Source organism: Flavobacterium sp. ALJ2 (assembly GCF_015594725.1).
GTDB lineage: Bacteria > Bacteroidota > Bacteroidia > Flavobacteriales > Flavobacteriaceae > Flavobacterium.
This window is the reverse complement of record NZ_JADNRC010000016.1, coordinates 80,940-96,276: the sequence shown is the minus strand read 5'-3', so window position 1 is coordinate 96,276 and position 15,337 is coordinate 80,940. Positions and strand designations below refer to the sequence as shown.

The window sequence follows — 15,337 nt, the reverse complement described above, 5'->3', positions numbered from 1 at the left end:
CAGAGTCTTGGAAATGCCTTTGAAAGATTATTTTTTAGAGGGAATTTTAGAACACCATCAAATAACCAATACAGAGCTTTCAGATGAATGGAAATCTTGGAATACTTTAATAATTAAATCACCTCATACAGGTATCCCTTATGATAAAGTGGATGAATTTGTGAGTTACATTTTAGAATAATTATATGGAATGGATTAGTTTTTTAATTGAACTAGCTAAAAAATATTTAATTAATAATCATTTTATTGTGATTGTAAAATTAATCGGAGATAGCAGTAATCTAATTGATTTTAATAATGGCTTGAAAGATTTAGTAACAAAATGGAAAATAGATGAAAAGCTTCTTCCTCCGTTTATAAATTAATTTAGATGAAAGATATAGTAAAAGATTGGTGCAAATTTTGCGAAGGCGAAGAAACATATGACAAATCATATTTTTACACACTATTTTGGCAAGATCAATTTAGTAAAGATGAACTTTATGAAATTTTCAAATATTTCCCTAATTCCAATGAATTATTAGACTTAATGTTCGACTATATATATGACTGTAATATAATAGAAGACAAATCCACTAGTTATTTAATGCAATTGGTAAAAAATGACATTAGCGAAAAAACATCTTTATCAGATAATTTAAAATATATTAAAAATTACCCAGTCGAGTTTGTCGATGATTATAATTTCGTTAAAAATAAAATTGATTCAGAGGAATACTATAAATACTACGATGAAGTATCTGATGTATTAGCTGACAGATGGATTATTGAAGATAAAAAAACTTTTGCTTTATATGAAGCTTTTTATGGGCTAACAAAAAGTTATGAAATCGTTTGGTATTTATTCAGTCCACTTATATCTACAAAAATTAATTACAAATACTATGTCGATATTATGATGTTAGGAGGGGTTTATACAATTTATAATAACAAAATATTAGTTTCAAAAGAAATTTAGATAACCAAATTCGGCAAAGAATAGAGAAGGGAATTTACTACGGTAAAAAAATCTAATGTAAAATAATTATGGGAAAGTGAGTATTAGTAATGTTTCAAATGAATTTTATAATCTTAATAAAGAACAAATAATTACAAAGTTTAGGCAAGAATTATTAAACAAAGAGGGTGGTATAGTTAAAGATAAATTTATTAATTCCGTTCAAGAACTACATATTGAAAATGGTCAAGGTAGATTTATAATAAAAAATACAGAATGGTAATGAAAAAGTATGAAAAAGTAAGGAATTCAAGCGAGTATTGGATAGATTTTGAAGCTGAACTTTCCACTTACTATCATTATAAATGGCTGGGAAAGAGAAGTGTAAATGCATTTAATATCAGTGAGCTAGATTTTATAAAAAAATATGTTTTGCTCACATATAAATATGGCTTTGTTACACCTATTAATTATAGTGAAGAGAATCTACTTATGGAGTTTGAAAATTATAAATTAAAGAATGAATCTAATGGAATATTTGGTAGTAATCTCATGTTTTATATTTATAAATATGGTAATGATTTGGTTTATTCTTCAAAATTATTTACTGATTTAAGTGATAAAGAATATAAAATTGTAGTGCAGATTAATCCAATAACTGAGCTTAAAGATATTGGAATTACATCAATAGGATATGGTTCAATTCCTTTAAGGATAGAAATGATTAAAAAGACAGAAGAAATAGAAGTGGTATGTTATTTAGATAATGATATTTTCAATTTATGGATAGACAATAAGAAAACAAAATGTGAATTTGAAAAACCTGTTGACAATTCCGAGTTAGCTTATTTAAATACTCCTAGACTAAATAGTTTTTTGAGAGATTTAAAAAAATTGTGTTTTGATTTTGGAGCAAATGATTTTGAATTTGAGAATTTAGGTTTACAAGACTTTTCAGAGAATGGTGTTTTGTTTGACGGAGAGGTTATTTATTATGAGGATATCGTAGAAATATTAGAACCACATCAAAAAATAGTATAATAATGCTCTCAACAGCTAATAATATGACCTAGCCTGCTCTTAAAAGTCTCTTGATTTTGAGTAACAAATACGAAAAGACAGATTTAAAAAGGGATAAATTAAAAAGTTAGATACGCTCATTGACATAAAAAATATACTTAGGCTGTCACGTTAAATGTTAAGGTATATTGGAACAGGGTACAAAGTTGGGAGACTTCGTACAGCAGAGAATGGGATCAAACATATCAGTTTTACACTCTTGGCAATGAAAAGAAAAACAATAATGGTATGGATCTATAGGGACATTAACAATGATTATTAAGGATACAAAAATATATTTAAATTTCGATAATTTCAAATTGAATATGATGGGAAGTATTTACATAGGCCCCAATAATTCTAAAAAAACAGATGGAAAAGATGATTATAGCCGAGAGCCACAGGACTTAGCTGATGTAGCTGCAAAGGCACATGATAAAGGATAGGATAAAGTTAAAGCAGAAGGAGCTCATGGAGCATTTATAGCTGCAATAACTATAGAAGCAGACATCCAACTAGTGAGAGGTGCTAGAAAAATAATGGACATGTATACTAAAAAAGCTATTGATTTTTATACTAGGAATCCAATTTCAAAAGAAACCTATACAAGAGCTAATAATATTAGTACTTTATTTACGGGCATAGTAAGGACTAAAGTTGCTAAAGGAGCTTCTATATTAACAACCAAACAACAAAATTTATTAGATAAAATGAATGATTTTATGAATATAACAACAGACGACATCGTAAATCCAGTTGATGGAGGGGGGATAAAAAAATTAAACTATAATTTATGAAAAAAATATTAAATTATTTAATAATAACACTTATTACTGTTTGTGTCCTATACAATCTAATTATGTTTGGCTTTACATATTTTTATTTTCATGGAACACCTAGTAGTCCAAGCAAAATAGAGAAATATGAATTTAACACAACAGCTATAAACTTAAAAAAAGAGTTTAAAACAATATGTGATAAATCAAAATATCTTTCTTATAAAGATTCTGTAGATTATGACAATGTCAACACAGGAAATGTCAACACAATCCAAATAACAAAAAAAGGAGAGAAGTTAACTTATTTTCTAAGATTAAATGAAGTGTCAGATAATAAAAATAAATGCGTTAAGCTTTACTTATATTATATAAATGGAAAAGGAAACGATAGCTTCGGATGGTTTTCTCTCGAAAAATATAGAAAAGTAAAATTATTTGAAGAAACTATAATAACTCCATTATCCAAAAAAATATGAAAGGATAGAATCAAAATAATACAAGAAATACACTCCCCTCCCCTACTTCGTAGCGATAACTACAATTAAAATATAAAACTATAGCTTTTAAATAAAAGCTAAGAAACGCTGTGAACAAAATCAATAAAAAACAAAATAAAACTTACAATAAAAATGATTTTAACTATAATATGACTATAATTTTTTTAATATTTGTAATGATTTAAAAACAATCCTTCTACTCTACTAAGTCTCCCTATTTCATAGCGAAAAGAATGCGAAAATTTAACATCTAAAATATCGGAATGGGTACGAAGTAGAGAAACGTCACAAAGTATCCTCTGATAATATTTTCATTTACCAGTAGGCTACGGTAAACAGAAAAATAAAATTAACAAACAACAAATAAAACTTAATAATAATAAACAACATGAAGAAAATAATTTTAGTAACAATAGTACTATTGATTAGCATCTGCACATCTGCACAAAAGCTTAAAATAGTCAAAGGAGAAATCAAACTAGACGATAAAACAATAGGTTATGTAGAAGGAAAAAGACCCATTTATAAATACTATAATATGGATAAAACGTACTGGGTAACAGCAGAAATAAAAAGTGCTCCAAATGAGCCTTCATTAACCCTTCCGTGGATAGAGTTAAAAGACGAAAAAACAGGGAAAACAAATGAATTAGAATTTAAGAATAAGAGTAGAAAATTTAGTGCCTTTAATTATGATAGAAGCATTTTTTACGAGCTTATGGATAGAAATCTAGTAACTGCTGAAGGTTTAAATAAAGAAACGACAGAAAATTTTATTAACGGGGAATCAGCAGGTATTGCAGCAAAACGATTAGGTGCTCAAAACGAAATAGATCAAGCAAATAAAGTAGCAGATACCTATCAATTAAGTATAGATGATGCTGGTGCTATTTACAGCGTCAAAGCCCAAAATCCAAACCCAAATGATAAAAAAATTGGTTACATCAGGATGACATCACCAGCAACTAATGGAGAGTTGATGTATGAAATTATGGATTTAGATAATTATAAAATTGCTACTTGGTATGCAAAAAGCGGTGTGGTATCAGGTTATAATAAATTTTTAAATCAAGAACTTATTACGTTTGATAATAAGGTTTTTAAAGCCACTTTTGACAATAGAGGTAATCCTATTGGATATAGAATGAGCAAGGATATTACAGCTATGAATATTGTAAGGGTTCTTGTTGGCAACGGATATACCTTAGCGAGTCAATATTTAGAAAACAGAAAATAATTAAGTTAACAAAAATTACATGAAAAAAAGAATTGCATTAATCGTCGTATTACAACTTTCTGTATTGTTTAGTAATTGTAGTTCGGATTCAGGAGACGATACAACTCCACCAGTTGAAGTGGTTAAAGCAGCAAAAATTAACTCCTATTCAAAAAATTATGGGCAGACTGGAGAAACAATTACAATGTATGGCGAGAATTTCTCAGCCAATACAAACGATATAAAGTTAGCGTTTGACGGAGCTCCAGTAGAAATTCTTTCGGCTACAGCCACAGAAATAAAATTTAATTTACCACAAACAGAAAAACTATTACCTAAAGTAACTTTAACAATTGGAGGCAAAGAAATAGTAAATGAAGTTAAAAATGATTATGAAGGAAATATCGGTGTTTTACCTATTCCATCAACTACTGGTTGGTTTACTATTGAAAATATTCTAAAAGGAGACCGGAAAATTTACAAAATACAAATTCTAAATGATAAAGTTTTGTATTATTCTATGGCTGATATATTTGGTAGCGGTGTGTATAGAACACTTGATGGTGGAATTACATGGAAATACAGATGGGGATCAACAGGTGCTTCAGGTATCTTTTTTGCTACTAAAAATGATGAAGGATGGGCTGATACAATGTTTGGAATTCAAAAAGTACCTATTGGTGGATCTGAAAAGATGGATATTATCAAGTCAACAGAAGGAGATAGTTACTATGCTATTTATGTTGATGATAACATGAAAAACGGAACAATTGTTACACAATTAGGAAAAGTTTTTACTACAAACAATGGAATAGATTTTACTAAGATTTATGATACGGCTACATCTAATGATGCATTAAAAAATCTGGAGAACATAGCGCAATCGGTGGTAATAGACAATGATCATATTTGGGCTATTGGACATAAAATCATAAAAGATGTAAATGGATTTTCTGGAAACCGCCCTTTTATTTTGTTTAAAAACAACACAACAGATGGTTGGAAAGAGTATCCTTTTGTAAAAGAAGGGTCAAATTACTATGCGAGAGAGATCTCTTTTGTTGATACTGAAAATGGTTTTCTTTTAATAAACAACTATATTACTTCAGATGTTAAGTTGTTTAAAACCATTAATGGAGGTGACTCTTGGTTGCAAGTCTATAACGGAGAAAAATTTACAAAATTTGCCTTTAAAGATGCCAATACAGGTTGGGCAATTCTTGACAATAAAATTTATAAAACTACAAATGGTGCTAGTACTTGGGTACTTGACTACACACACGACCAACCTATCCGCAATATCTCGTATAAAAACAATGTAGTTTGGGCATTTTCTACGGATAAGATAATCAAACGCAATTTGTAATATTTCGTAGCAGAAAAATAAAAAATTAAAAACATTACAGCTTTTTAGAGCTGTAATGTTTTAAAATAAATGGCATGAAAAAAACTTTACTCTTAATTTTACTTATAATCGTGAGTTCTTGTTATCAAGAAACTTCTATAGCCGTAGGAGGAGATTTTACAACTTCGTATGTAAATGAAGATGAATCTATCCCTGTTATTATCAAAATCGATAACCTAGTTACTGGAGCCGATGCCTATGATTGGACCTTTGAAGGCGGAAGTCCCAGTACCTCCAATTCTAAAAATCCGGGCGAAGTATTATACGAAAAACAAGGTACCTATACCATAAAACTCATCGCAACCAACGTAGATGGAGAGCGTAAAGAATTCAGCAAAACAGTTATTATAAAAGACGACATCAACATACAATTTAGCCACGAAATCATCAAAAGCAGTTATTCGCCAGTAGAGGTTGTATTAAAAAACACCACCGTTGGAGAAGGCTTCACCTACAAATGGGATTTTGAGGACGGGATGCCAGCCAATTTTACAGGCAAAACACCACCTAATGTAGTCTTTACCACACCAGGAGAACACAAAATAAGCCTAACGATTTCTAACGGATTTGAATCCGATACCCAAATTCAAACCGTAACTGTAGCACCTTATTTAGTAAGCCTATTTGAGATAGAACCAAAGTTTGAGGATGATGATTTTCAGACCCCAGTCACGATTAATTTCAAAAATAAATCAATCAGTGCCACCAGTTACAAATGGACGTTTCAAGGCGGAAACCCAGCCACATCAACCGAAGAAAACCCAAGTGTGGTTTTTACCACAATAGGCATTCATGAAGTAACACTCGAAGCCATCAATGATAAAACCAGTCAAATTTACAAATCAACAATAACGGTTCAGCCTAATACCAATTTGCGTATTCTGACCAATGTTAAACTCGGTATCAACACAGCACACAACAACAATAGCATTGGCGCCATGTATTCGACCACGACCCGACAAGTGTACAAAGCCAACGAAATAACTAGTGAAAACAGCAGTCTAATCGACATCGTATTCCAAGGATTAAACGCCAACTTGACCTATAATAAATTCATTTCGCCAGCTCAGGTAAGCAACTACGGTTTCTTGTCACTTAAAAATGCACAAAGCACCCTATTTGTCAACTCGCAAGAGTTATGCAATTGCGGCTTAAACTTTACCACAGCACAATTTGACGCCATGGTAAACGACAATCCATTACGATCCTTAAACATCAACTATAGCGCCGCAGGCGAACAACAATTTGGGTACACCTACCCAAGAATAATTTTGTTTAAAACACAAGACGGAAGAAAAGGAGCCATCAAAATAAAAGATATGGTAAAAAACGGAGCAAACTCTTCTATTTTATGCGATATCAAAGTACAAAAACAATAGAAGAAGAATTGAATAATGAAAATGAATACTAAAAAATATACCTTTAAGCTACTTCTTGTATTGCTGCTTGTACTATCTAAAAACTGCTATTCGCAAGATGTAGATTTAGAGACCTTCTATAAACCCAATTTTAAAGTAACAGGAGGCATAAATACCAATATGATATTTTACAATTCGAATCAGGAAAACTCGCGTGATCCTTTTACGTATTTACTATCGGGGAATTTAAACGTGAGCGCTTTTAATTTCAACATACCTATTTCGTACAGTTTGACCAATCAAGGCAATAATTTGGGGTATTCGACCCCCTTTGATTTTAATCGATTGAGTATAATGCCCAAATACAAATGGATAAAAGCTTATATAGGTAATGTCAGCATGACCTTTTCTCCCTACACCCTAAGCGGTTTTCCCTTTAGAGGCGTTGGTTTTGAACTCACACCAAGAAGCCACTTTAAGATTAGCGCCATGGGCGGACAATTATTAAAACCCGTAGAAGATGATAAGGCATTTGGCGGAGTACCTGTTTACGAACGTTATGGATATGGAGCTAAAGTAGGCTACGAAAAAGACAGTTATACCATAGGCTGGATAGGTTTTTATGCCAAAGACAACATCAATTCGCTCTCGCATGTTTCAGATGATAAAGGCGTAACCCCAAAATCAAATTTTGTAAATAGCTTAACTTTCGGAACCTCTTTAGTAAACAATTTGACTTTCAATGTCGAGTATGCCTTATCGGTACTAACAGATGACACCAGATCAGAAACTCTTTCAGGAAGGCATTTTAAAGACCGCCTTTTTTCAACAAAAGAAAGTACAGCATTTTTGAATGCACTGAATGTCAATTTTGATTATTCAATACAAAAAAGCAAAATAGGACTAACTTACGAGCGTATCGATCCTAATTATAGTACCCTGGGGGCCCTTTATTTTAATAATGATTTAGAGAATATAGCCTTGCGATTTAATCGCCCTTTTTATAAAGATAAAATCAACTTTTCGGCAAGTTTAGGCTACCAAAAAGACGATTTGGCCAAAGAGAAAAAAGAAGACACCAAACGAGTTGTAGGATCTGCAAATGTAACCTATAAGGTAACCGATCAATTGAATCTGACAGGAAGCTATTCTAATTTTTCAACCTTTACCAATAAAAAACTCGACCAGTTTGAACTCATCAATAATCCCAATGTAGTGGCATCCGATACATTAGATTACAGACAATTATCGCAAAATGCTAATTTGAATGCAAGTTATGCTTTTGGAAAAGAGAAAAACCAAAACATAAACTTTAATTATAGTATTGCTGGACAGGCAAACGAGCAAGGCGGAGTAATAAGAAGAGGACAAGCCAGTAAAGTACAGAATTATAATGTAGCCCATAGCATTACTTTTTTAGGAATAAAAACAGCCCTAAACAGCTCCTTAAACTATACCAGTAATCAAGTTGGATTGTATGATAACTCCTCAACAGGAGTCTCACTAGGTGTTTCTAAAAAGGTATTAAAAGAAAAAATGAATACCAATTTTGGTTTATTGTACAACAGTACACAGAGTGATTCCGACTCAAGTTCCGTTTTCGGAATCAACCTCAATAACAGTTATATACTGCTGCAAAAACATAATTTCTCCTTAGGATTAATTTCCATGTTTCGCAGCGCAAAAGATAGGCCCAATAACAACGATATTATGCTGAATTTTAATTATGGATATAGTTTTTAGCAGAAGAAAAAATGAAAATAAAATTTTTAAAAGCATAAAATCAATCCGAAAATTCAGTACCGATTTACAATATAAACTCTTTATTATGAAAAAGTTTTACTCTATATACTTCCCTTTTATGTTATTGTTTTTTTCAATAATAAACACTTATGGGCAAGAATTACCTGTTCCTACCAGCGAAATAGGGGCTGCTTCAGGTTCCATCGAAAAAATTGAAAAAGCAGACCGTTGGATAGATCATTTCTCGAATCAGGATTTGGTAGAATTACCCGTTGGTATTAGAAAAACCCTGGACAATGTTGCCTATTCCATAGGGATAACCAAAGCTGTTTTCTCACCAGAATACACCACACTAACCGTTTTTTGTAGAGTCGATCTTCCACAAACAGGATCAGATGGAAAACCTGTACAATTATTTTTTGGGGCTGATAATGTAAAACTATCGCACGAAGGCGGAATTATAGGCGAAGCTAAACTGGTTTTATTAGGCAATATCGATATCCCTTTTGATAATAAAAAATGGCAATTATCTCTATATGGAGGTTTTAATATGGCAACAGGGAATACCGAAGATTTAACCTATGTTGTAATGGATTGTGATGGTTTTAAAGAAATGAAAATTTCGGGAGCCGTAGAGTTTTCAAGAAGCATGATTTTGCCAATTGACCCTCAAAGTAAAACCGTTGACGAAAGCAAAACAAAAGAACTTAGAAGATATTACAACGGAAAAAACTATTTGGTACCCAACCGAGTGCGAGGCGAGTTTAGCTTCATGGCAAAAAGTTGGAATGATATTTTGGTCAATGTAAGTTTGGAACCCTTTGTGCAAGCAGAAAAACGAAACGGCAAAGATTTTGATGGCAACTTTACCTTCGAAGTCAGCAATGCCGTATTGGATTTAAGTGATTTAAAAAACGATCCTACAGTTGAATTTCCAGACATTTATATAAAAAATGGGCTTTTAGTACCAAACCAGAATGCTTGGAAAGGGGTTTATATTCGATCCTTTGAAGTAGGATTACCCAAAGAATTCCAAACCAGCGATAGCGCTTCAAAAAAAGAGCGAATCTATGTAGGGGCACAAAACTTAATTATAGACAAATACGGAGTTTCGGGAACCTTTTATGCTGATAATGTTTTTACACTCGATAGAGGAATTACCAGTCAGGAAAAATCTTGGGCGTATTCCTTAGATCATATCGATGTAACCATTGCAGCTAATACTTTTGTAAAAGCTAATTTGAATGGAGAAATACTTTTACCCATAACCAAAGCAGCCACAGCAAAAAAAGAAACAAAAACCACTACATCAAATACAACAGATACTACGGCAAAACCAGAGCAAACCAAAAGAGCCGGTTTAGCCTATAGCGGTTTTATCTCGATGCAAGAGCAACAATTGGTTGTAGTCACAAAAGATTCCATTGCTTTCGATATTTGGAAAGCAAAAGCACTATTATTACCCAATAGTTCGGTAGAATTAAAATTAGTCAACGGGCGATTTTTACCCAAAGCCAATTTAAACGGAACCATCTCTTTTGGAACCAATAAAAAAGCAACAGATGATAGCGAAGTAGAAGGAAAACGTACCGTAGATTTTAAAGGAATAACTTTCGAAAACCTACAACTGCAAACTGTATCTCCTGTAATTTCCGTTCGAAATATGGGCTACAAAGGCACAGTCGCTTTTGGTAACTTCCCCGTGTCGATAGGCAATATCAATGTGGGCATTAACGGCGATAATTCAAGAATCGATTTTGATTTAGGAATCAATTTTATGGATGGAACTAGCGGAGCCGGTGCTACAGCCCGAATCGGAATTTTGGGTAAAATGTACGATGATGGGTACAGGCAACGCAGCCGTTACGACGGACTGGATGTCTCGGCGATTAGTATCAATTGCGAGTTTGGCTCCATGACGATGAAAGGAAGTCTTATCCTGATGGAAAACGACCCTGTTTATGGAGATGGTTTTAATGCTGATTTAGAAGTGGATGTTGCGGATATCGTTAATGTTCATGCAAAAGCTATTTTTGGAAAAAAAACCTTTAGATATTGGTATTTTGATGCCGCAGTAAACTTTCCGCCAACAGCAGGAAGTCCGTTTATGATAACTGGTTTTGGAGGAGGTGCCTATTACAAAATGCGTCGCAATCAAGATGTAGCCATTGGCGATTTTTCGCCTGCGGGATTGAGTTATACACCCGATGAAAAAGTAGGTTTAGGATTAAAAGCCCTAGTTTATTTTTATGCAGGTTCAGATAAAGTTTGTAATGGAGAAGCAGGATTCGAAATTACTTTTAACTCAAAAGGCGGAGTAAATCGATTGGCTATTTTTGGAAAAGCAAAAGTTTTGGCAACTATTCCAGGAATGGAAAAAATAAGTAATCTGATGCAAAAAGTAGCATCAGATGTTACCTCCAAAAAAAGTTTTATGGGCATAACAGAAGACAATCTTAATAATTCGTCCTTTGCCAGCAAATATATTCCAGCAGCAAAAGAAGCCATACCGGGTGATTTATCAGCAGATGCAAACATTACAATGGCAACTGCAATAGAATTTGATTTTCAGAATAATTCATTGCATGCCACGACAGATGTGTACATTAATACTCCGGGAAATTTCTTGTCAGGAACAGGACCTGGAGGAAGAGCAGTTTGGGGTGTTTTTCATAAAGACCCAAAAGATTGGTATTTGTACATGGGAACTCCAGATGACAGGTGTGGTATAAAACTAGGATTTGCAGGAATGTACCTAAAAACCACCAGTTATTTTATGGCAGGAACACTACTGCCGGGAAGTCCGCCACCACCAGCAATAGTTGCCAATATATTAGGAGTTGACGCCAAAGAACTCGATTATATGCGTGACGAAAATACACTTGCCAACGGAGGCGGTTTAGCCTTTGGAGCCAATTTGGATTTTGATACAGGAGATTTAAGTTTCTTGCTTTTTTATGCCCGTTTTCAGGCAGGAATGGGATTTGATATCATGTTAAAAGATTATCAGGAAGCCAGATGTTCCAACACAGGAAAGCAAGTAGGAATAAACGGTTGGTATGCAAATGGACAATCGTATGCATATTTGCAAGGTGAATTGGGTATTCGTGTAAAATTGTCGTTTTTGAAATTTAAAGTGCCTATTATCTCTGGAGGAGCAGCTGTTCTATTGCAAGCCAAGTTGCCCAACCCAGTTTGGATGCGTGGTTATGTAGGCGGAAACATGAACATATTGGGAGGACTTATAAAAGGAAAATTCCGCTTTAAGCTAGAACTCGGAGAAGTATGTCAATTTGAAAATGCCTCTCCCCTGGGTGGTATTAAATTAATTACCGATGTGACCCCAAAAGACAAATCAGGAGATATAGATGTTTTTGCTGTACCGCAAGCCGCTTTTTCTATGAAAGTAAACGAAGCATTTGTAATCCCAGAAGATACAGGAGACGTCACCTATAAAGTAATTTTAGAACAATTTAAAGTTTTTGATGGTACAACCGAAATACCAGGAAAATTTGAATGGGGTTCTATGAAAGACAGAGTAAATTTTGTTTCATCAGATATTTTACCTCCAAACAAAGAACTAAAAGTAAAAGTAGAAGTAAGCTTCCAGAAAATGATAAATGGAGTTTTTCAGCCTATAAAAGTCGACGGAAAAGTGGCAACAGAATATGAAGAGAGACTATTTACAACGGGAGGAGCACCCAATTATATTCCGCTTACTAACATACAATATTCCTATCCAGTGGTAGAGCAAAAATATTTCCTTGAAGACGAATATTCAAAAGGATATATTCAGCTTAAACGTGGGCAGGATTATTTGTTTGACGATCCTAATTGGGAAACAAGCATACAAATAAACGAAGAAGGAAAGTCTGATGCTAAAGCGACAGCTTTTAACTACAATACAAGTTTGAATGAAGTGTATTATGACTTGCCTAATATCAATCAAGAAAAGAAATACAATTTTGCTATTGTAAGTTCTTTGAAACAAAAGCAACCATCAAAAACAGGAACAACTAATCCAAGGGCCAATAGCTTTACGGGTGATGGAAATGACATACAAATAAAAGAAAATCAAGCCGATGCTTTATCAAAAGCCGAAGGAACACTAGAGCGGTTAACGTATCCTTTTAGTACCAGTAAATACAAAACATTTACTTCAAAAATGAATGCGATATCGACAAAAAGTTACAATTTTGGTGTATTGTATTCCGATGTTATTTATTTGACCAATACAATTTCAAGCCAGGAGGCCTTTGATTTAACAGAATTGCAAGGCGTAACTTATAGCGATAACAAACCTGTAGTAACAGCAGAATCCAAACTCAATGATGAATATTATACAACGGATATTTATCCGTATTTGTATAGAGATTACCCGCTAAATGGTAAATATGCCATCACCAATCGAGATGTAAATGAGTTAGGAATAATTCCAGCCAAAGCCATTTCGCTCAATGCCTATTATATGACCAGTATTGAGAATAATGTAAACCAATCATGGACAAAAGGCAATTTCCCTTTTAAGTATAATATGCCATTGCTTTACAAACAGGATTGGGTTGATTTAAACAATCAGATTATTAATGACTATGTAAATGGTTTGGTAAGTAGTACATCCATAGCAAACCGTTTTCTAAATAGTAATTTCTTGTTTATGCGCTATGGTAATTATGAAATAGTAATGAAATACAATTTGCCGGGAGATAAAAAATCGACTGAGTTTACGTATAAGTATAAAAACAATAATAATTTTAGATAATGACAAATACACCTCAACAATTTAGAGCAGTTTAATATTAGAAATGCTATTTTAAATTCAAAAAATGAGGAATAAAAAAAGCTACATCTCAAAAAGGTGTAGCTTTTATAATTTATCCAAACCTACTCTATTTATTTTCGAAAATATATTGATAATTTGTAACAAATTAGTCCTATCGAATAAATAATTAGTATTATTAACCATTATTTTTGTATTTTCATTTACAATCTAATAATACCTACCGCTTTAAGCTAATAATAAAGGCTTTTTATTAATTTATCTTCAAAAGATAACCCGTAACTTAAAACCATCACTATCTGCGCTTATTCCTGCTTAATATTCCTTTTTTATATTCCGAAAGAACTTTTAGCATCTTTAATTAATCTATCATTATAATAAATTAAAAACAATCATTCCAATACATCATTTATAAAAACAAAAAAACTCCAGATATCTCTGGAGTTTTTAATATATAAGTGTATTTTATTTACTTTACAAATTCAATTTTTTGAACTTCTTCTTCATTGACACTGTCAAAGAAACCTTGTTCGTTCATCCAATCATCGCTAAACACTTTACTCATGTAACGTGATCCGTGATCAGGAAATATTGCTATTATATTGCTATCTTTAGTAAACTCACCTTCCTCTGCATATTGTCTAATTGCTTGCATTACTGCTCCAGATGTATATCCTACAAATAAGCCTTCTTTTCTTGTAATTTCTCGGGCTGCATGAGCACTTTCTTCATCGGTAACTTTTATAAACTTATCGATGATATCAAAATCTGTAGCAGATGGAATTAGATTTTTACCTAAACCCTCTATGCGATATGGATAAATTTCTTTATTATCGAACTCTCTTGTTTCGTGGTATTTTTTTAATACCGACCCAAAAGCATCAACTCCTAGAATTCTAACATTGGGATTTTGCTCTTTCAAGAATTTTGCAGTCCCTGAGATTGTGCCTCCAGTCCCACTACAAGCAATAAGATGCGTTATCTGACCTTTTGTTTGTTCCCAAATTTCTGGTCCAGTAGTGTTATAATGCGCATCAACATTTAATTGATTAAAATATTGATTGATATAAACCGAACCTTTGGTTTCTTCATGCAACCTCTTGGCAACATTATAATAAGAGCGGTCATCATCTGCAGAAACGTGTGCTGGGCAAACATATACTTTGGCACCTAAGCTACGTAACATGTCAATTTTATCTTTGGATGATTTTGAGCTAACGGCAAGAATGCAATTATAACCTTTTATAATGCTAACCATTGCTAAGCTAAAACCTGTATTGCCAGAAGTAGTTTCAATAATTGTATCTCCTGGAGATAAAATCCCTTTCTTTTCAGCCTCTTCAATAATGTATAATGCTATTCTATCTTTTGAGGAATGTCCTGGATTAAAAGCTTCTACCTTTGCATAGAAATTACCTTCTAACCCTTCTGTGATTTTATTTAGCTTAATAAGCGGTGTATTCCCTATTAACTCTAAAACGTTGTTGTAAGCAGTTATTTCTTCTTTCATAAAAAAATAGTTAATCGAGGATATTTTTAAATTAACCTCGACAGGATGCAAAT

Annotated in this window: 13 protein-coding genes; 12 read left to right on the top strand and 1 reads right to left on the bottom strand. The window is 32.9% G+C overall.

The features are described from left to right. The 12 genes from IUY40_RS16725 to IUY40_RS16670 form a co-directional block, all read left to right on the top strand. Positions 1-181 (top strand): hypothetical protein (locus tag IUY40_RS16725; protein ID WP_195738005.1); only part of this gene is annotated, 181 nt, incomplete at its 5' end. Between the two features lie 4 nt (positions 182-185). After that, complete coding sequence (locus tag IUY40_RS16720) at positions 186-365, top strand: hypothetical protein (protein ID WP_195738004.1); 180 nt, start codon at positions 186-188, stop codon at positions 363-365. A 5-nt stretch (positions 366-370) separates the two neighbouring features. Continuing rightward, positions 371-958 (top strand): hypothetical protein, encoded by a 588-nt coding sequence (locus IUY40_RS16715; protein WP_195738003.1) that lies wholly within the window; start codon positions 371-373, stop codon positions 956-958. A 261-nt stretch (positions 959-1,219) separates the two neighbouring features. Beyond that, positions 1,220-1,978, top strand: a complete 759-nt coding sequence (locus IUY40_RS16710) for a hypothetical protein (RefSeq protein WP_195738002.1) — start codon at positions 1,220-1,222, stop codon at positions 1,976-1,978. Positions 1,979-2,268: 290 nt separating this feature from the next. Further along, on the top strand, positions 2,269-2,442 hold the full coding sequence (locus IUY40_RS16705) for a hypothetical protein (RefSeq protein ID WP_195738001.1): 174 nt from the start codon (positions 2,269-2,271) through the stop codon (positions 2,440-2,442). A 99-nt stretch (positions 2,443-2,541) separates the two neighbouring features. Beyond that, on the top strand, positions 2,542-2,793 hold the full coding sequence (locus tag IUY40_RS16700) for a hypothetical protein (RefSeq protein WP_195738000.1): 252 nt from the start codon (positions 2,542-2,544) through the stop codon (positions 2,791-2,793). Then, complete coding sequence (locus IUY40_RS16695; protein WP_195737999.1) at positions 2,790-3,251, top strand: hypothetical protein; 462 nt, start codon at positions 2,790-2,792, stop codon at positions 3,249-3,251. The genes IUY40_RS16700 and IUY40_RS16695 overlap by 4 nt, the downstream gene beginning before the upstream one ends. A 409-nt stretch (positions 3,252-3,660) precedes the next feature. Continuing rightward, a complete protein-coding gene (locus IUY40_RS16690) occupies positions 3,661-4,509 on the top strand; it encodes a hypothetical protein (RefSeq protein WP_195737998.1) in 849 nt (282 codons plus the stop codon). Positions 4,510-4,528: 19 nt separating this feature from the next. Beyond that, the gene (locus IUY40_RS16685; protein WP_195737997.1) at positions 4,529-5,854 is read left to right on the top strand and encodes an IPT/TIG domain-containing protein; all 1,326 of its coding nucleotides are present in this window, start codon (positions 4,529-4,531) and stop codon (positions 5,852-5,854) included. Positions 5,855-5,928: 74 nt separating this feature from the next. Beyond that, positions 5,929-7,272: a PKD domain-containing protein gene (locus tag IUY40_RS16680; protein ID WP_195737996.1), complete on the top strand. Its 1,344-nt coding sequence runs from the start codon at positions 5,929-5,931 to the stop codon at positions 7,270-7,272. Between the two features lie 21 nt (positions 7,273-7,293). Further along, positions 7,294-8,994 carry a hypothetical protein gene (locus tag IUY40_RS16675; protein ID WP_195737995.1) on the top strand — a complete coding sequence of 567 codons (1,701 nt, stop codon included), beginning with the start codon at positions 7,294-7,296 and terminating at the stop codon, positions 8,992-8,994. Between the two features lie 85 nt (positions 8,995-9,079). Beyond that, entirely contained in the window at positions 9,080-13,756 is a 4,677-nt protein-coding gene (locus tag IUY40_RS16670; RefSeq protein WP_195737994.1) for a hypothetical protein, read from the top strand. 487 nt (positions 13,757-14,243) lie between these two features. Here IUY40_RS16670 and IUY40_RS16665 read toward each other — a convergent pair whose 3' ends face one another. After that, on the bottom strand, positions 14,244-15,284 hold the full coding sequence (locus IUY40_RS16665; RefSeq protein ID WP_195737993.1) for a cysteine synthase family protein: 1,041 nt from the start codon (positions 15,282-15,284) through the stop codon (positions 14,244-14,246). Positions 15,285-15,337: the final 53 nt, after the last annotated feature.